General features: G+C 66.5%; 19 protein-coding genes. 5 read left to right on the top strand and 14 right to left on the bottom strand.

From position 1 onward, the window contains the following. Together WC739_RS18750 and WC739_RS18745 are read right to left on the bottom strand one after the other, a co-directional pair. Positions 1 to 623, bottom strand: a 623-nt coding sequence (locus WC739_RS18750; protein WP_372954522.1) for a glutamine cyclotransferase, incomplete at its 3' end; no start/stop codon positions are given. A gap of 33 nt (positions 624 to 656) precedes the next feature. Next, positions 657 to 1,877, bottom strand: coding sequence for a helix-turn-helix domain-containing protein (locus WC739_RS18745; RefSeq protein ID WP_372954521.1), 1,221 nt, complete (start codon positions 1,875 to 1,877; stop codon positions 657 to 659). A gap of 315 nt (positions 1,878 to 2,192) precedes the next feature. Between WC739_RS18745 and WC739_RS18740 the strand changes: the two genes are divergently transcribed. Together WC739_RS18740 and WC739_RS18735 are read left to right on the top strand one after the other, a co-directional pair. Beyond that, complete coding sequence (locus tag WC739_RS18740) at positions 2,193 to 2,942, top strand: DUF899 domain-containing protein (RefSeq protein ID WP_372954520.1); 750 nt, start codon at positions 2,193 to 2,195, stop codon at positions 2,940 to 2,942. Between the two features lie 195 nt (positions 2,943 to 3,137). Then, complete coding sequence (locus tag WC739_RS18735; protein WP_372954519.1) at positions 3,138 to 3,431, top strand: hypothetical protein; 294 nt, start codon at positions 3,138 to 3,140, stop codon at positions 3,429 to 3,431. Positions 3,432 to 3,440: 9 nt separating this feature from the next. Here WC739_RS18735 and WC739_RS18730 read toward each other — a convergent pair whose 3' ends face one another. From WC739_RS18730 to WC739_RS18700, 7 genes are all read right to left on the bottom strand, one after another. Then, positions 3,441 to 4,559 carry a LacI family DNA-binding transcriptional regulator gene (locus WC739_RS18730; protein WP_372954518.1) on the bottom strand — a complete coding sequence of 373 codons (1,119 nt, stop codon included), beginning with the start codon at positions 4,557 to 4,559 and terminating at the stop codon, positions 3,441 to 3,443. A gap of 87 nt (positions 4,560 to 4,646) precedes the next feature. Then, entirely contained in the window at positions 4,647 to 5,546 is a 900-nt protein-coding gene (locus WC739_RS18725; protein ID WP_372954517.1) for a PfkB family carbohydrate kinase, read from the bottom strand. A 10-nt stretch (positions 5,547 to 5,556) separates the two neighbouring features. Continuing rightward, complete coding sequence (locus WC739_RS18720; protein WP_372954516.1) at positions 5,557 to 6,063, bottom strand: SIS domain-containing protein; 507 nt, start codon at positions 6,061 to 6,063, stop codon at positions 5,557 to 5,559. Further along, on the bottom strand, positions 6,048 to 6,707 hold the full coding sequence (locus WC739_RS18715; RefSeq protein WP_372954515.1) for an orotidine 5'-phosphate decarboxylase / HUMPS family protein: 660 nt from the start codon (positions 6,705 to 6,707) through the stop codon (positions 6,048 to 6,050). The genes WC739_RS18720 and WC739_RS18715 overlap by 16 nt, the downstream gene beginning before the upstream one ends. A gap of 16 nt (positions 6,708 to 6,723) precedes the next feature. Then, the gene (locus WC739_RS18710; protein ID WP_372954514.1) at positions 6,724 to 7,476 is read right to left on the bottom strand and encodes an ATP-binding cassette domain-containing protein; all 753 of its coding nucleotides are present in this window, start codon (positions 7,474 to 7,476) and stop codon (positions 6,724 to 6,726) included. Next, positions 7,473 to 8,429 carry an ABC transporter permease gene (locus WC739_RS18705; protein WP_372954513.1) on the bottom strand — a complete coding sequence of 319 codons (957 nt, stop codon included), beginning with the start codon at positions 8,427 to 8,429 and terminating at the stop codon, positions 7,473 to 7,475. Before WC739_RS18705 ends, WC739_RS18710 begins: the two co-directional genes overlap by 4 nt. An 89-nt stretch (positions 8,430 to 8,518) precedes the next feature. Beyond that, complete coding sequence (locus WC739_RS18700) at positions 8,519 to 9,475, bottom strand: ABC transporter substrate-binding protein (protein WP_372954512.1); 957 nt, start codon at positions 9,473 to 9,475, stop codon at positions 8,519 to 8,521. Positions 9,476 to 9,759: 284 nt separating this feature from the next. On the opposite strand from WC739_RS18700, the gene WC739_RS18695 reads away from it, so the two are divergent. Next, entirely contained in the window at positions 9,760 to 10,032 is a 273-nt protein-coding gene (locus WC739_RS18695; RefSeq protein ID WP_372954511.1) for a hypothetical protein, read from the top strand. 84 nt (positions 10,033 to 10,116) lie between these two features. On the opposite strand, the gene WC739_RS18690 is transcribed toward WC739_RS18695, so the two are convergent. The 5 genes from WC739_RS18690 to WC739_RS18670 all read right to left on the bottom strand — a co-directional run bounded on the left by WC739_RS18690 (position 10,117) and on the right by WC739_RS18670 (position 15,876). Continuing rightward, positions 10,117 to 11,268 (bottom strand): substrate-binding domain-containing protein, encoded by a 1,152-nt coding sequence (locus tag WC739_RS18690; RefSeq protein ID WP_372954510.1) that lies wholly within the window; start codon positions 11,266 to 11,268, stop codon positions 10,117 to 10,119. Positions 11,269 to 11,347: 79 nt separating this feature from the next. Beyond that, positions 11,348 to 12,334 (bottom strand): ABC transporter permease, encoded by a 987-nt coding sequence (locus WC739_RS18685; protein WP_372954509.1) that lies wholly within the window; start codon positions 12,332 to 12,334, stop codon positions 11,348 to 11,350. Continuing rightward, positions 12,331 to 13,848 (bottom strand): sugar ABC transporter ATP-binding protein, encoded by a 1,518-nt coding sequence (locus WC739_RS18680; protein ID WP_372954508.1) that lies wholly within the window; start codon positions 13,846 to 13,848, stop codon positions 12,331 to 12,333. The genes WC739_RS18685 and WC739_RS18680 overlap by 4 nt, the downstream gene beginning before the upstream one ends. A gap of 525 nt (positions 13,849 to 14,373) precedes the next feature. Further along, the gene (locus WC739_RS18675) at positions 14,374 to 15,105 is read right to left on the bottom strand and encodes a DeoR family transcriptional regulator (RefSeq protein WP_372954507.1); all 732 of its coding nucleotides are present in this window, start codon (positions 15,103 to 15,105) and stop codon (positions 14,374 to 14,376) included. A gap of 117 nt (positions 15,106 to 15,222) precedes the next feature. Further along, positions 15,223 to 15,876 carry a TetR/AcrR family transcriptional regulator gene (locus WC739_RS18670; protein WP_372954506.1) on the bottom strand — a complete coding sequence of 218 codons (654 nt, stop codon included), beginning with the start codon at positions 15,874 to 15,876 and terminating at the stop codon, positions 15,223 to 15,225. 337 nt (positions 15,877 to 16,213) lie between these two features. Between WC739_RS18670 and WC739_RS18665 the strand changes: the two genes are divergently transcribed. Both WC739_RS18665 and WC739_RS18660 read left to right on the top strand, forming a co-directional pair. Further along, positions 16,214 to 16,711 (top strand): (2Fe-2S)-binding protein, encoded by a 498-nt coding sequence (locus WC739_RS18665; protein ID WP_372954505.1) that lies wholly within the window; start codon positions 16,214 to 16,216, stop codon positions 16,709 to 16,711. Continuing rightward, a partial coding sequence (locus tag WC739_RS18660) for a xanthine dehydrogenase family protein subunit M (RefSeq protein WP_372954504.1) occupies positions 16,708 to 17,445 on the top strand: 738 nt, incomplete at its 3' end. The genes WC739_RS18665 and WC739_RS18660, both read left to right, overlap by 4 nt.

Here is a 17,445-nt window from a genome sequence, read left to right as displayed (position 1 = left end):
CGGCGCACAGCCCGCACCACGCCGGTGGATGTGCTGCCGCAATACAGGCGCTCGCCGCCGTCGGATTCCAGGCCCGAGACGCCCATGCCGGCCGGCATGTCGAGCCGCTCCAGCACCTTGCCGGTTTTCGGGTCGACCCGGCGCAGGTCGCTCTCATCGCCTTCCCAGGTGGCGTGCCACAGCTCGCCGTCGACCCAAGTCACCCCGGTGACGAAGCGGGTGGATTCGATGCTGCGCAGGATTGCTCCGGTGTCGGGGTCGATCTGGTGGATCTTGCGCTCGCGGTACTGCCCCACCCAAAGCGTCCCCTCGGCCCAGGTCAAGCCGGAGTCGCGGCCGCCGCCGGGTGCCGGAATGGTGGCCACCACCTGGCCGCTATCCGGGTCGAGCTTATGGATTTGGTCGCCGGCGAGCTGGAAGAAATGCTGGCCGTCAAAGGCGGTTCCGGCATGGGCCGCGACATCGATGGTGCGCAGCGTCCGCCCGCTTTCCGGGTCGAAGGCATTCAGCCTGTCGCCCGAGGCGAACCAGACATTCTCGCCGTCGAAACTCACCCCATGTATGCTTTTCACACCCTCAAAGGGCCCGTATTCGCGCAGGATTTCGGCCGTCGAATGTTTCATGTCTTGATCCTCGATCATGGTCGTCCCGCCTTCCTAGCCGTTCAGCCACGGCGCCGGGAGTAACAAGGTCGTCGTGAATCCGGCCACCGCCGGCGTCATCCAGCGGCGCGCCCGCCCGTGTCCGAACGATTGCGCCTTGCCGGCCTCGGCGAGCTGCTCCAGCGCGCGCTGCACGCTGCGCTGGCCGGTGCCGAGCGCGAGCGCCAGCGCCGAGCTCGACCAGGATTCGCCGTCGGCCAGAAAGGCCAGCACCCCGGCGTGCCGCTCCTCGATCGGCCGCGCCAGCACCGCAACCTTTCCGGACTGGCGCAACACCAGAGCGAAGCCGCGCTTGGTGGCATTGATGCCCGCCAGCCCGTCCAGCTCGGCGCGCAGCCGGCCGATCTCCACCCGCAGCCTGGCGCGATGCGATTCATCGGCATGCCGTCCGCCAAAGGCCCGCGCGATGAGCCCGGCCCTCGGCACATCCGCCGGCCACGCTTCCGCCAGCGCACGCGCCAGTGCGAACAGCACCGGGCGCGTCGCCAGCGACACCGAAATGTCCTGCCGGCGCACGGCATGGTGGAAGGCGTCGACGACCAGCGCCGGCGACGCCCGCAGCTCCTCGACCTCCTCCAGCAGCAGCGGGCGCTCCTCGCCATCGGCGATCAGCCGCGCCGCCGGCATCTCCAGCGCCAGGAAGGCGCTGTCCACCTCGGCCATCAGGCCCGCAATGCCGGCCTCCCGGGCGGCCTGGCGCGCCCATTCCAGCGCCTTGCGCGCCGGCTTGGTCCTGAGGCGCCGCATCGCGATGCCGGCGACGGCCAGTTCGTGCGCGGCCCTTGAAGCCGGTGGCAGCGGCGCCGGATCGAGCCCGGCCAGCACCTGCTCGGCCTCGTCCAGCCTGCCGATCAGAAGCAGGCGGCGCACCTTGAGGTGGCCGGCATGCGCGGCGTTCAGCCGGTCGCCATGCTTTTCCAGCGTCGCCCGCGCCGCGTCGAGCGCCTTGGCCGGCCAGCCGAGGTCACGCGAGACCAGGGCGATCTCGGCCTCGGCGACAACGCATCGGGCGCGCGCAACCGCCTCTCTCGGGCCGAAGGCGCGCGCCGCCCGCCGCAGCAGCGCGTTGGCGCGGTCGAGATCGCCGAGTTGCGCCATCGCGATGCCGCGCAGCGCCAGCGCCGGCGCATCCTCGCGCAGGGCGACCCGGTCGAGGGCGCCCAGCGGATCGCCCGAAGCCAGCGCCAGTCCGGCAGCCGTGATCAGCGAGTCCATGCAAATCCCGTCACACTTGTAACTCCCACCCCCGCGCCACGTCCCGTTAGCTTAGGCCAGTACCGCCAACCGGCAAGCCGCCCGGGCCTGCAACCTGCATCGGCCCGTACGGCGCGCCAAGGGAGAAACCGATGACCGACACAGAACAACTGCCTTTCGCCGCCCCTAGCCGGCCCCGCCACCCCTGCTGCGCGGGCCCCGCCGATGCAGGTCAAGCCGTGCCTGCTCCTGCCTCCCCCGGCGCCGGTGCGCTCGTTTTGCCCCGCCGGGCGGCGCCTGGCGAGAACACGACAAATTCATAAACAGGAGAAGACCATGAACGAGCATGTAGCAATGAAGATCCCGCCGATCGTTTCGCGGCAGGCGTGGGACGCCGCCCGCGAAGAGCTGCTGGTCAAAGAAAAGGCGACGCTGCGCGCCAAGGACGCGCTGGCCGCCGAACGCCGGCGCATGCCGTGGCTGGAAGTCGACAAGGACTATGTTTTCGAAGGCCCGAACGGCAAGGCCAGCCTCCTCGACCTGTTCGAGGGCCGGCGCCAGCTGATCGTCTACCGCGCCTTCTTCGAGCCCGGCGTCTATGGCTGGCCCGAACACGCCTGCCGCGGCTGTTCGCTGGGCGCCGACCAGGTCGGCCACCTCGCCCATCTCAACGCCCGCAACACCACGCTGGCCTACGCCTCGCGTGCGCCGCAGGCCGATATCGCGCGGCTGAAGCAGCGGATGGGCTGGGAGATGCCCTGGTACACGATCACCGACAGCTTCGACAAGGATTTCGGCGTCGACGAATGGCACGGCCACAACGTGTTCATCCAGCATGACGGCCGCGTCTACCGCACCTACTTCATCAACAGCCGCGGCGACGAGGCGATGGGCACCGTGTGGAGCTATCTCGACGCAACGCCGCTCGGCCGCCAGGAAGTCTGGGAGGATACGCCCGAGGGCTATCCGCAGACGCCGCTCTATTCCTGGTGGAACTGGCACGACAATTACAATGCCGGCGCCGACCGGAAATGGGCCGAAGTGGCCGCCGCCGGCGAGGCCGCGTTCCGCGACAAGGGCGAGTAGGAAGCACTGGAGCCGATCCAGCTTGGGTTCCTCGCCCCACGGAGGGGGGAGAGGTGGCTCGGCGAAGCCGAGACGGAGAGGGGCCGCACCTTACGAGAGCCCCCTCTCCGGCCGCTACGCGGCCACCTCTCCCCTGCCTTTGGCAGGGGCGAGGAAACCAAGTTTCGACAGGTCGCGACCACCAAGGAAAAGACGATGAGCAACATCCAAACGAGCACCGGCAGCGCAAGACCTGAAAACAGCAGTGCGGCCTCCCCCGGTATCGCCGACTGGCTGTGCCTGGCCGCCGCGCCGACTTTCGCCCTGATGGCGCTGCTCTCGTGCTTTCAGGCTGGCGACGCGGCCATGCTGTGCGTGGGCGCTGGTGCGTCGCCGCTGACAGGCATGCCGGCGATGTATCTGCTGATGAGCGCCTTCCATTTGGCACCCTGGCTCAGGGTCCTGTCCGGCCGGCAAGTCGCAGCCCGGTTGGAAGGTTCCGGCAATTGACGAGCCGTTCTACCGCCGCCCCGCCACTGTCAGGTCGCAAACGGACTCGCGCTCGATCAGCCTTGGTTGCAGCCTGGCGGACCGCGCCGGCAGCCCCGATCTGATTTCACCGATCAGGCTTTCCACCGCGGCCTGTGCCAGAGCATGGATCGGTCTTTCGATGACCGTCACCGGCGGCGAGAAGACCTTCAGCCAGGCCGTATCGTCGATGCTGACCAGCGACAGGTCCGTGCCGATGCCAAGCTGGAGCTGGCGCGCGGCCGAAACCGCCGCCAGCGCCATTTCCTCATTGGTGGTGAGGATCGCGGTCGGCGGGTTCGGCTGGCGCAGGATCGACAGCGCCGCATCGGTGGCGACGGCGATGGCGTTCACGCTGTAGCGCACCCAGCCGGGTTCGAAGGACAGGCCCGCCGCCGCCATGGCCAGTTCGGCGCCCACGGCGCGCTCCTCGACCGTCGACACGACCCGCGCCGGCCGGTCGATGCTGTGGCCTTCCGTGGTCTGCGCGGCGATCAGCATGCCGATGCGGCGGTGCCCCCTGCTCACGAGATGGCGTATCGCTTCGCCGGCGCCGAAAATGTCGTCCGTCGTCATCGCCGCCAGCGGCTTGTCGGCAACCAGACGGTCGAACAGCACGATCGGCACGCTGGACGGCCCCTGCGGATCGAGATGGCTGGTGTCGCCGACGGAGGACGGGACCACGATGAGGCCGTCGACGCGCTTTTCCCTGAGCACCCGCACCGCCTCGACTTCCAGTTCGGCATTGTCGTTCGTGTTCAGGATCAGGATCTGGTAGCCATATCTGGCCGCCGTTTCCATGATCGCCAGGATGGTGCTGTTGAAGAACGAGTTCGAGATCGCGGCCACCACCAGCCCGATGGTCAGCGTCTTGCCCGAGCGCATCGAACGGGCCACCTCGTTGGCCTGGTAGTTGAGCGCTTTCGCCGCGGCCATCACCTTGTCGCGCGTCTCCTGGCCGACAAGGCCGTACTGGCCGAGCGCCCTGGCGGCCGTCGCCCGCGAAACATCGGCAAGCCTGGCGACATCGATCAGCCGTGCCGGGCGGCCGGCCTTCGCCTCGCCGCCGGACTTGGCCGAAGGCCTTGTCTTTCTGGTGTTCTCGTCCATCCTGCTTTCGACCAGAAGCTCCCGCCGTCACGGCGCGCTTTGCGCGGCTCGGCCCGCGCCGCCATAATCTACAGCCTCCCGGTGGCGTCAACCGACGAGCGTTTCCCCGGCCACCACGAGCCCGCCGCCATTGCTTTTGCAGGTTGCGCCAGCAATGCGCATTGCCCGTTCGAGATATGCCCTCCAGGCTTGCGGACCTTGAGGCACGCCTCGCCGCAGGAGCCAGTCTATGACCGCCGCCAGCGTCGCGTCGCCGGCGCCCATCGTGTCCACCACCTCGCCGGCGCCCAGCGCTGCATCGACGTGGAGCGGCTCATCGCCGGGCACATAAAGGCTCGCGCCGCGGGCGCCGCGCGTCAAAAGCACGCGCCGCGCGCCGAGCGACTGGATCCGGGCGATCGCATCCGCTTCCGCGCCGCCATAGAGAAGCGCGGCATCCTCGACGCTGAGCTTGACCAGGAAGCAGTCGGGCAGATTGAGTTCGAAACCGCGCCTGAAGACCGAGAGGTCGCGCACCAGATTGGGCCGCGGATTGGGATCGATGATGAACAGCCCGCCAATATCCTTGCGCGCCGCCGCCAGCTCCTCGGCCTGGGCGAGCGTCTGGAACGGAAAGGTGTTGACCGCCACGACCGGCGCCTGAGCCAGCGCTGCCATCAGTTCGGCGGTGAAGACCACGCGGCGGCGATACATCGCCGCGTTGAAACGGTAGCGGGGCTCGCCGTTCTGCCGTTCGGAAATCGCGACGCCGGTAAAGTCCGCCGTCGGGAAGTTGATCAGGCGCACGCCCTCGTCGCGAAGGTAGCGCATCACGCGGAAACCGTCGCGGTCGGCGCCGATGCGGCCGGCCAGCACAGATTGATGTCCCAGCCGCGAAAGGCCGACCGCCAGGTTCAGCGCCGCGCCGCCCGGATGCCATTCCTCCCTGCCGTCGTCATGCCGGATGAGGTCGACGATGCCATCGCCGATGGTGAGTGCCAGCCCCATCGATATCAGCCTACTGCATGTTCGTGTGACGGTAGCGCATGGTCTCGTGCGACCCTTCCGTGCGCCTCGTCATCCCCAGGATGACGCTGTCGAGAAGGATCAGGGCCGACTGTTCGAAAAGGCTGCCGCCGAACTGCTCCGTCCGCTCGACCGGGACGGTCAGCACGACATCGGCGATCGCGGCGATCGGGCTTTTCGGCTTGTGCGTCAGCAAGGCGACGACAGCCCCCTCCTGCTTGGCGATCTTCGCGAAGTTGAGGCTGACCGGCGTCTCGCCGGAGCCCGAGACCAGAAGCAGGCCATCGCCGCTGCGGACGGAGGGCGCAGAGACTTCGCCGACGAAATGCACGGTGCGGCCGATATGCATGAAACGCATCGCGGCCATCTGCGCCGACAGGCCCGAACGCCCCTGCCCGGAAAAGAACCAGCGGCGCTCCGGAGCCTCGAAGATCGCGGCCAGCGCTTCGAAGGCCTGCGGATCGACCCTGGCCAGCAGGTCCTCTATTTCCTGTCCCACGGCCAGCCAAGGCCTGGATTGGGAATCCTGTTGCGTATCCATTGAGCTACCTCTTTCGATTGTCCGGACTCGGTGATGGCGCTGCCAACGACCAGGATCTCGGGATTGACGACGATGACGGCGTCGAGCGTATCGGGGCCGATGCCGCCGGCCAGCGAGACGCGGAAGCCGAGATCGTGCATCTGCTGGACGGCATCGATATGCGTGGTCGACGTGCTGCCCGCGCGGCGGGCATCGGAGGGGAAATGCACGGCGACATAACCGAAGCTTTCAGGAAAGGTCGCGCCCGGCGGCAGCAGTTCCGCCTTGCCGGATTCGGTGATCGTATCGACGATGACCGTCGCGCCAAAAGCCTTGGCGGAAGCTCCGACCAGGTCGTGCGTGGCGCGCGAGGCGCAGGACAGCACGGTCATGAAGGACGCGCCCGCGCCGAAAACCATGTCGGCCTCCAGTTGCCCGCCATCCACGGTCTTCGTATCGGCCAGCACCAGCGTGTCGGGGCACAATTCCCTCGCCGTGGTGATCGCCGACAGGCCTAGGCGCTTCAGCACCGGCGTGCCGATCTCGATGATGTCGGCAATGCCCCTCATCGCCGGAAGGTGGGCAAGATGTTCCGGTCTGTCGATCGCGACTTGTAGCAGCAAGGCAGGCTCCTTTGGTTCAGGCGAGGCCGGTGATGGCCTTCAGCAGGCTGTCGGGCGTGAAGGTGGAGGTCGGCGCATTCGCCACGACTTTGCCCAGCCGCAGCACGACGATGCGGTCCGTGACCTCCAGGACATGCGGCAGCGTGTGCGAGATGAAGACGACGCCGAGCCCCTTGGAACGCGCCTGGCGGATGATCTCGAGCACCTCCGCCGACTGCTTGGCGCCAAGATGGTTCGTCGGCTCGTCAAGGATGATGACCTTGTTGGCCCAGGCGACGGCGCGGCCGATGGCGACCGCCTGGCGCTGGCCGCCCGAAAGCTTCGAGACGGGCCGTCCCGCCGAGGGCACTGCGATGCCGACACGTTCAAGCTCGCGGCGCGCGTCCTCGCGCATCTCCTTTTCTGCAAGGAAGCCAAGCTTGCCCAGCAGGCCGGGCTTCAACTTCTCGCGGCCGAGAAAGACGTTGGCGGCGACGGTCAGGTCGGGCGCGATGCCGGAATCCTGGTAGAGCGTCTCGATGCCGGCGGCCAGCGCATCCTGCGGCGAGCGCCAGTGGCGCGCCGTCCCCTCCAGGCTGATCTCGCCGCTGTCGGGAATGTTGGCCCCTGAAAGCACCCGGACCAGGGTCGATTTGCCGGCGCCATTGTCGCCGACCAGGCCGACCACCTCACCGGCGTCGACACTGAAATCGACCCCGTCGAGCGCGACCAGGTGGCCGTAGCGCTTGGCGACATCGCGCACCGCGTAGAGAGGCGCCCTGGCGGTCATGAGGTGCCTCCCGCCGACGGGCCGCGAACGCTCTGGATGCCGACGGCGAAGGCGATGAGCGCGGCAACGACGATCTGCTGCCAGTTGGGCTCGACGCCGACCATGATCAGGCCGCTGAGCACAGCCGTGGTGATCAGCGCGCCGAGCACGGTGCCGCCGAGCTTGCCCGACCCGCCATGCAGGCTGACGCCGCCGATGACCGCCGCCGCGATGGCGCTGAGCTCCCCGCCCCGGCCCGACAGGGGCGAACCCGAGCCCAGGCGGAAATAGACGAAGGCTCCCGCGAGCGAGGCCAGGAGGCCGGAAAGCATGTAGACCTTGATCAGGTGGCGCTGCACATCGATGCCGGAGCCCCGCGCCGCGAATGCGTTTGAACCGATCGCATAGGTCCAGCGGCCGAAGCGCGACTTGGCGAGGAACACCCAGCTCACCGCGATGACCACGAACACGGCGATCACCGGGACGGTGAACGCGCCGCCATAGGCCTTGTTGCCAAGCATGATGACGGCCTGTGGACCGCCCGCGATCTGGACGCCGCCGGTGGCAACGAGGCTCAGCCCGGCGGCCGCGCCGAAAGTGGCCAGCGTGGCGATGAACGGCACCAGCCGGAAATAGGTGATCATCAGCCCGTTGACGAGGCCGACCGCCAGGCCGACGGCCATGGCCGCCAAAAGGCCGAGCCCGATCGTCAGGGACGGATCGTATCCGGCCTCGTTGCAGGCACGGATGACCAGGGCCATGACGACGCCGGAAAGCCCCAGCACGGACCCCACCGAAAGGTCGATGCCCTTGCTGGCGATGACGAAGGTCTGGCCGATTGCCATCAACACCACCGGCGAGAAATCCTGCAGGATGTTGGCGGCCGCCGGCAGCGAGAAGAACCGGGGATTGATGGCGCTGAACACGCCGATCATGGCGATGAAGATCACGAGCAGGACAAGGTCCTGCCGCATCAGCAGGTCCCTCAATCGCTCGGCTGATCCTCCCGCTTCAACGCGGGAGGATTGCGGTGCGCTGGCCATGACTGGGTCGCTCCCTGAAACTACTGGGCGTACATGTACTTTTCGGTTTCAGGCAGGTTTTCCTTGGTCAGCACCACGTTCGGGATGACCACGGTCTTCTCGATCTTGTCGGCGTCCTTGCCGGTGATCCTGGCCTTGGCGTATTCGAGCGCGAGCTCTGCCTCACGGCCAGGCTGCTGGGCGACGAGTGCCGTGAAGACGCCTTCCTTCAGGGCGTCCACCTGCACCTTGTAGGCGTCATAGCCGACGAGCTTGACCGTGCCGACCTTGCCGCTGTTGCGCAGGGCCGCGAGCGCGCCGGTGCCGCTGGTGCCGTCGATGGCGAAGATGCCGGCAATGTTGGGGTATTTCAGCAGCGCCGTGTTGATGGCGGACGTCGCGGTGGCCGGCTGGCTGTAGGCATACTGGCGGTCGACGATCTTGACGTCGGGATAGTTCGCCGTCAGCTCCTCGCGGAAGCCCTTCTCGCGCAGCACATTGGTGGTGCCGGTCGGCGAGCCGGACATGATGAAGACCTCGCCCTTGCCGCCGATCTGCGCGGCCAGCGTCTTGGCGGCCTGCTTGCCGCCGTCGACATTGTCGCCGGTGATGTGGGAGGTCAGGTAGCTCTGGTCGGTGACCGTCGTGTCGACGGTGATGACGGGAATGTTCATGGCCTGCGCCTTGGCGACGCTCGGCTGCAGCGAATCCGGATCGGTCGGAACCAGGATCAGGGCGTCGACGCCCTGCGCAAGCGCCGAGTCGACGAACGGCAATTGGGTCTGCGGCGAATATTCAGACGCGCTGCCCTGCCAGATGAGGGTGATGCCGAGCTCTTCCGCCTTCTTCTTCGCGCCTATCTCCATCGCCTTGAAGAACGGGTCCGAAGCGATGCCCGGAATGAAGGCGATCGTCAGCTTCTTGTCCTGGGCAACCGCCTGAGCCGACATCAGGCCGACAACGGCCGCGCCAATAAGTACCTTGAGTTTCAATTTCATGTCATTCCTCCCGAATGAGATCGATCTCACAAGTCAAAAAACCGCGAATCTGGACGGTTGTCAACCGGTGTGCGCAAGTTTGCTGGCATGTGGCCGTTGGGCCAAGCGCGCGTCTGCAGGATGGCACCGGGGGATGTGCCGGTCCGAACCCTGCGCCGAACCGACATCGTCCATCAGCAATGTCTAATTGACAGGTTCGCGGAAACGGCGCTGACTGCCCTACGGGTGGATCGCAGCATCAGGCGGGCGATATCGACCGCCGGCGCCACCCTTGGGAGGATGCCATGCCGACAATCATTGGACATCACGACATCACGAAGGACACCAAGCACTGGCTGGGTTCGCCCCGGCGCAAGGAGCTGTTCGGCTCGCTGGGCATTACCGAGATCCGCACCTTCGTCGATCCGCAGAACCCAAAACGGGTGGCGGTGATGATGGACGTTCCGGACATGGACAAGATGGCGGCGCTGATGCGCAGCAAGGAAGCCGCCGACGCCATGGACCATGACGGCGTGGTGCCGGAATCGCTGGTCATCCTGGTTGAATCGAAGGCATAGCCATTCCCGGGGGGACCAGCGTTGGCCGTTGGCCCTTGCGGGCGACGGGCGCGGGATTTCTCCCGCGCCCGTGCCATCGCTACCTCAATTGCACTTCGGCTTGGCCGCGTTGCAGGCGTCGACCAGTTCGGCCGGCGGATCCTTGTGGAAGACGGTCTTGTAGGATTCCAGCACGTTGGACTGCACCACGGGCAGCGACTGCACGCCGACCCAGGCGGGCGTCTTCTCGCCGATAAGCGCCTTCATCATGGCCAGCGCCTCGGCGACGCCCTGGTCGTAGGGGCGCTGCGAGCCGGTTGCCTTGAGCGGGCCGCCCTTGGCGATCTCGATCGCCGACTGCAGGCCGAGATCGACCGTGGTGATCGGAATGTCGATGCCCTGCGCGCGCATCGAGGACAGCGTGTCCAGCGCCGGCTGGTCCCACACCGCGAACAGGCCCTTCACATCGGGATTGCCGGTGAGGAAGTCGCCGGCGATCTGCGACACCTTCGACGGGTCGGTGAAGTCGACCTGCTTCATGACGATGTCGGGCCGGTTCTTCTTCATCCACTCGCTGACGCCCTTGGTGCGTTCATTGGTGCTGAAATAGTCGACGCCGAAATTGACCAGGCCGATCGTGCCGCCCTTGGGCATGCAGGACGCCAGGATCGTCGCCGCGATCTGGCCGTTGCCCTGGCTGTCGGCTGAGATCATCGAGGCGAAATCCTTTGGCGATTCAAGGCCGACCGGGATGCTGTCCATAAACACCAGCTTGATGCCGGCCTCGCCCACCTTCTTGTAGGTCGGCGCCGTCGCGGTGAAGTCGACCGGGATGGAGATGATGCCGTCGGGATGCTGCTGGATGGTGTTCTCGATATCGGCGATCTGCTTGTCGACCTGATATTCGGCCGACGCCACGCCGGTGACGGTGACGCCATATTTGGCCAGCGTCTCGCTGATGCCCGCGACCTGCAGCTGCGACCAGTCGAGGTTGACGGTCTGCATGGAGATGCCGACCTTGAACTTGCCGGCCTTGACCTTGGCCGCCTCGTCGTCGGTCAGTTTCAGCTCGTCGGGCGAGGCCGCCTTTTCACCATGCGGGCCCTGCCCGACAATGCCCTGGGGGCCGAGCGTTGCCATGTCGACGCCGGTGACGCAGGTGTCGGGCGTCTGCGCGAAACTCAGGGATGTCGACAGCGCCAGGGCGCTGGCGGCGAGGCTCAGTGTACCGAATAGGATTCGTGCCTGTTGTTTCATGACTTTCCTCCGTTGATCGTTGAAATTTCTGTCCGCCGTTTGGAGACGGCGGTCTTCTCCCGATATCCGCGAGCGCGCCTTACCTCCTCGTGAACGCGACCGCGGCGACGATGATTGCTCCCTTGATGACGAGTTGCAGCGACGAGCTGACGCCGAGCAGCACCAGCCCGTTGTTGAGCGTGCCGATGATGAGGCTGCCGAGCAGCGTGCCGAGCACGAAGCCCCGCCCGCCGAACAGGCTGCAGCCGCCGAGGATGACCGAGGCGATGACGTCGAGCTCCATGCCCTGCACCACGTCGGGCCGCGCCGCGTGCGAGCGGGCCGACAGGATCAGCGACGCCAGCCCGGCGAGCGTCCCGGTCAGGACGAAGGCCAGCGTGGTGACCTGCTTGATGCGCACACCGGAATAGAGCGCTGCCGTCGGGTTGCCGCCGGCCGCGTAGACGCGCCGCCCGTAGACGCTGTAGTGCAGCAGCAATATGCCGGCCACGGTGACGCCGAGCGTCCACAGGATCGGCGCAGGGATACCCAGCACCGAGCCTTCGCCGAAGATCGCGAAATAATACTCGTTGGTGATGATGACAGGCTTGGTGTTGGTGACCATCAGCGCCAGCCCGCGCGCGCCGCTTAGCGTGCCCAGCGTCACCAGGAAGGACGGGATTTCAAGCCGAGTGGTCAGCAGCCCGTTGATCAGACCGATCAGCGCGCCGGTGCCCAACCCGGCCAGCGCGCCCACGATCCAGCTGTTGGCGACGAAAGCCATGGCCAGCGACGCGCTCATGCCCGAAAGCGCCAGCGTCGAGGCGACGGACAGGTCGATCTGCCTCGAGATGATGACGAATGTCATGCCCACAGCGATGATCGAGACCAAGGTCGTCTGCCGGCCGATGTTGAGGAAATTGTCGATCGACAGGAACCAGGGCGATGCCAGGCTGAAGACGACCAGCATGACGGCGAAGGCAAGGTAGAGCATGTAGGGCCGCTCGCCCTGCAGCAGGCTCAGCAGCGCCGGGCGTCCGCCCGGCTGGGCGATGGCAGCTTTTGCCGGGCTCTGGGTTTCGGTCATGCCGCGTGCTCTTCCGATGGCTGGGAAAGTTGGATGAGGTGGTGGAGGTCCTCGGCGCTGCCGAGATCCTGCCTGGCTATCGTCCTGATAATGCGACCATCGACGACGATCGAGACGCGGTCGCAGAGCTGGATCAGTTCCGAAAGGTCCGACGACACCAGCAGCACGCCGCTGCCCGCCGCCGCCGCGGCGCGGATGACGCCGTAGATCTCCTCGCGGGCGCCGACATCGACCCCGACCGTCGGCTCATCCAGCAACAGCACGCGCGGCCTCGGCTCGTTCCATTTGCCGAACACCACCTTCTGCTGGTTGCCGCCGGACAGGTTCCTGACAAGGGTTGACGCGCCCGGCGCCTTGACCGCCAGCCGGCGCATGGCCGCCTTGGCGTGCTCGCTGGCCGGCCCGCGCTGCAGCCAGCCGAGCCGGGAGAAGTCGGGCAGCCGGGGCAAGGTCAGGTTGCGCTCGATCGAATGTTCGAGAACCAGCCCCTGCAAATGCCTGTCCTCGGGGACCAGCGCGATACCCTGCGCAATCGCCGACGCCGGATCGATGCCCCTCAGCGACACGCCGTCGAGGCTGGCGTCACCGGACTGCACGGGCCGCAGGCCGAAGATCGTCTGCAGGATCTCGGTGCGTCCGCTGCCGATCAGCCCGGCCAGGCCGTGGATTTCGCCGCAGCGCAATTGGAGAGTGGCCGCGTCGAGCCTGTCATTGCTGACGTCCTTCAATTCCAGCACCGTCTGTCCGGCGGGAGCAGCCGGTGACGGCGGGGCGGCCGCGCCGCCCTTCAGGACGGCATGATCCGGCCCGACGATGGCGCCGACCAGCTGCCGCATATTGGTCTGCGCAGTCACGAAGGTGCCGGCGTTCTGCCCGTCGCGGAACACGGTCACCCGATTGGAAATGCGGAACACCTCATTGAGGCGGTGCGTGACGTAGATCACGCCAACGCCGCGCGCGGCGACCGCGCGGATCGCCTCGAACAGGATCTTCTCCTCGTCGTCGGTCAGCGCCGAGGTCGGCTCGTCGAGGATCAGCAGGCGGACGTCGCCCATCAGCGCCTTGGCGATCTCGGTCATCTGGCGATAGGCAAACGGCAACGACCCGACCATGGCGCGGGCATCGAGCGGAATGTTCTGCGATTTGAGAAAGGCCTCGGCCTGCGCCACCAGCTGGCGCTTCTTCAGGAAGCCGAAGCGGGTCTTCGGCTCGCGGCCGAGCAGCAGATTGTCGGCGACCGAAAGCGACTCGACCAGGCTGAGATCCTGGTAGACGACCGCCACCCCGGCATCGCGCGACTGGATGGGCGAAGAAAACGAGACCGGCCTGCCGTCGATCTCGATCGTGCCGCCATCATGCACGTGCACGCCGCTCAGGATCTTGATCAGCGTCGATTTGCCGGCGCCGTTTTCGCCAAGCAGGGCATGGACTTCACCGGAGCGGATTTCGAGACTGACGCCGCGCAGCGCATTGACGCCGCCGAACCGCTTCATGACGCCCTCGACGCGCAGCAAGGGTGTCTCCGCCAAAAGCGGGACAGAACGCTGTTCGACCATCACGCGCGCACGTCCTCCCTAGCCGCGTCCCCACCCCGATCGAGAGCCTTTGAGACTTCTCTTACTTTTTTTGTGACTTTTCCATCAGCGGCAGGAAATGTCAAACGAAGCTTGGGTTACGGCTAGCGGCGAAGTGGGGTCGGCCACTAGACTAGCGGCGCTGCCGAACGGTGTGGCCGAAGCACCGCGACTTCGTCATCCACGGGCGGAGCAGCCGCGGAGCGGCGTCGCGGAGACCCGAGGATCCATTCCGTGAGGTTGAGGCGTTGCAACGGTTTAGATTATGCACCGCAGCGGCGCTCGGAGGTCACGGCATGGATCCTCGGGTCTCCGCGACGTTAAGGCGTTGCAGCGGCTCAGAATTCTGCACCGCAGAGGCGCTCGGAGTTCACGGAATGGATCCTCGGGTCTGCGCGCGTCGCTTCGCTCCTTGCTTCGCCCGTGGATGACGAAGCGATGGGGGTCACGCCAGTCGTCGGTAAGTCAAAACCCCTCCGGCCCGACCTCGCCCTCTTCCGTGATCACCGCATCGAAACCACCCACGCCGGAGAAAAACGCCCGCTTGAGCTTGCCGATCTTGCTGGTGTCGACGACGAGGTAATTCTCCCGCGCCAGGCTCATCACCTTCTGTTTCACCACCGCCTCGTGAAAATGCTCGCAGGTCGCGCCGCGCTTGGCATCGACGCCGGCGGCCGACAGGAAGGCGGCGTTGATGCCGACGCTCTTCAGGATGTCGAAATCATGCGTCCCCGAGAAAGACGCCGAAGCCGGATGATAGACGCCGCCCAGCATGATCATGGTCACGTTGGGCTTGCGGCTCAGGCGTTCGGCGATATTCATCGCGTAACAGATTGCCGTTATTCGATAAGAGTCAGGTATGAGATCGACCAGGTGGATCAGCGTCGTGCCGCAGTCGACGAAGATCGTCTCGTCGGGCCTTATCCTGCGCACCGCATGCGCGCAGGCCTCGCGCTTTGCCGCCGCATGGCTGTCGGCCGCGGTCGCCAGCACGTAAGGCGTATCGGCATCGATCTCGGCCGCCGCCAGTATGTGGCCGCCGAGATAGGCGATCTGTCCCTGGTTGGTGGCGATGTCGCGCCGCACCGTCATTTCCGAGACGCCTAGCAGCGTCGCCGCCTCGCTGAGATGGATGACCCGCCGCTCCGACAGGAAATGCATCAGCCGGGCTGTCCGTTGCGCCTTGCGAGAAGTCATGCGTGGTACTCACCGATGATGTAAAATGTGAGGATTTTAACAACCGCTTGCGTTAGGATGCAAGGGCGTCCTGCAGGCCGGGCGTGGCATGCGAGCAGATGCGACCTGTCCGCGCGGTCAGCGCCGCGTTGGGGACCGATCGCCGTCAGACCTTGCGGATGATCCCGCCCCGAACCGCAGCCCATCCATCAGCACCGTCACCAGCCGGCGCGAGCGGTCGCGCCACTCCGGCGTGTCCGGCGCCGAGTAGATGCCCGACAGCGCGTGCAGCACATCGGTGGCGTCGACGTCGGAGCGGATGGTGCCGTCGGCCACTGCCGCCTCGACCAGCTGCCGCAGCGCCTGCGACACGCGCTGCCAGGTGTCGGAAAACAGCGTCGAATTGGCGCTGAGCAGGATACGCAGGCTGGCCGCCAGGCCGCGCTTCGTGGCGATGTAGTCGACGAAGCGGCGCATCCACTCTTCCAGCGCGACATCGGACGGAACGCTTGCGGCGAGCTCGCCTGCGGCCGCGCAAAGCCCCTCGACCTCGCGCCGGTAGACCACCTCGACCAGATGCTCGCGCGTCGGGAAATGCCGGTAGAGCGTGCCGATGCCGACACCGGCGCGGCGCGCAATGTCCTCCAGCGAGGTGTCGATGCCGCGCTCGGCGAAGGCGGCGGCGGCAATTTCGACCAGCCTGTCGCGGTTGCGGCGCGCGTCGGCGCGCAACGGCTTTGCCTTTGCGGCGTTCTGTTCGGCGATGACGGTCTCGGCCAATTTTTTCTCCACGGACGAAATATGGGACTTGAACCCGGCCAGGCCCAGCCCCAACTAATAAACGGAGGCGCCTCCGTTTAAGTGGAGTGCTTTCATCATATAGGCAGGGAAACCCGTATGTCACGCAATTCGAACGTGCAAGGTCACTGGAGACTGGCCAAGGCGCCGCAGAGCGTTATCTCCCCCTTGAGGGGGCGCGTCACATAGAACCGTAGCCTCCATTCGCCGCGGAAGGCCCGCGCCCGGTCCAAGCGACCCCCTCTGTCGCCCTCTCCGACATCTCCCCTTGAGGGGGGAGATCAGCCCTCGCCATTCTTCCCTTCGCGTCAAGCATTGGAGCCAGACGCCCATGACCAGTCTTCCCATCACGCTTACCATCAACGGCCTACGGCACGAACTGGAGGTCGAGCCCCGCGTAACCCTGCTCGACCTGCTGCGCGAGCGGCTGGATCTCACCGGAACCAAGAAGGGCTGCGATCGCGGCCAGTGCGGCGCCTGTACGGTGCTGGTCGACGGCAGGCGCGTCAATTCCTGCCTGGCGCTGGCGGTCAGCCATGACGGCGCCGATGTCCTGACCATCGAAGGCGTCGCCCGGGGCGAAGAGCTGCATCCGGTGCAGGCCGCCTTCATCGCCCATGACGGCTTCCAGTGCGGCTTCTGCACGCCCGGCCAGATCATGAGCACGCTCGGCCTGATCGCCGAAGGACAGGCCGGCGACGATCCCGAACGCATCCGCGAGGGGTTGAGCGGCAATCTGTGCCGCTGCGCGGCCTATGGCGGCATCGTCGAAGCCGTGCTGGAAGCCCAGGAAAACATGGCCAAGACCGACCGGAGGACCGCGGCATGAGAGATTTCGATTACATCAGGCCAACCACCATCCCCGACGCGATAGCGGCGGCGGCCGAGCCGGGTTCGGCCTATCTCGCCGGCGGCACCAATCTGCTCGACCTGATGAAGGGCGGCGTCACCAGCCCGGAGCGGATCGTCGACATATCCCGGCTGCCGGAACTCAACCGCATCGAAGCGCTAGACGATGGCGGTCTGCGCATCGGCGCGCTGGTGCGCAATGCCGATCTCGCCCATGACGCGGCCTTCGCCAAGGCCTACCCGGCGGTGGCGGAAGCGCTGCTGTCGGGCGCTTCGGCGCAGCTTCGCAATGCCGCCACGGTTGGCGGCAACCTGCTGCAGCGCACGCGCTGCAGTTATTTCTACGACACCGCCAGCGCCTGCAACCGGCGCGAACCCGGCTCCGGCTGCGCAGCGCTTGGCGGCGAGAACCGCCTGCACGCCGTGCTGGGCTGGAGCGATGCCTGCATCGCCACCCATCCGTCCGACTTCTGCGTGCCGCTGGTGGCGCTCGACGCCGTGGTCGAGATCGAGGGCAAGGAGGGCCGGCGCCACGTGACGCTGGAGGAATTCCACCGGCTTCCCGGCGACACGCCACAGCGCGAGAATGCGCTGGAGCCCGGCGACCTGATCGTCGCCGTGCGCCTGCCGGCCGAAGCCGCCTCCTTCGCCGCCAACGCCCGTTACCTGAAAGTGCGCGAACGCACCTCCTATGCCTTCGCCGTGGTTTCGGCG

It is taken from the genome of Mesorhizobium sp. (assembly GCF_041661565.1).
Taxonomy (GTDB): domain Bacteria; phylum Pseudomonadota; class Alphaproteobacteria; order Rhizobiales; family Rhizobiaceae; genus Mesorhizobium.
This window is presented reverse-complemented; position numbering and strand designations above follow the sequence as displayed.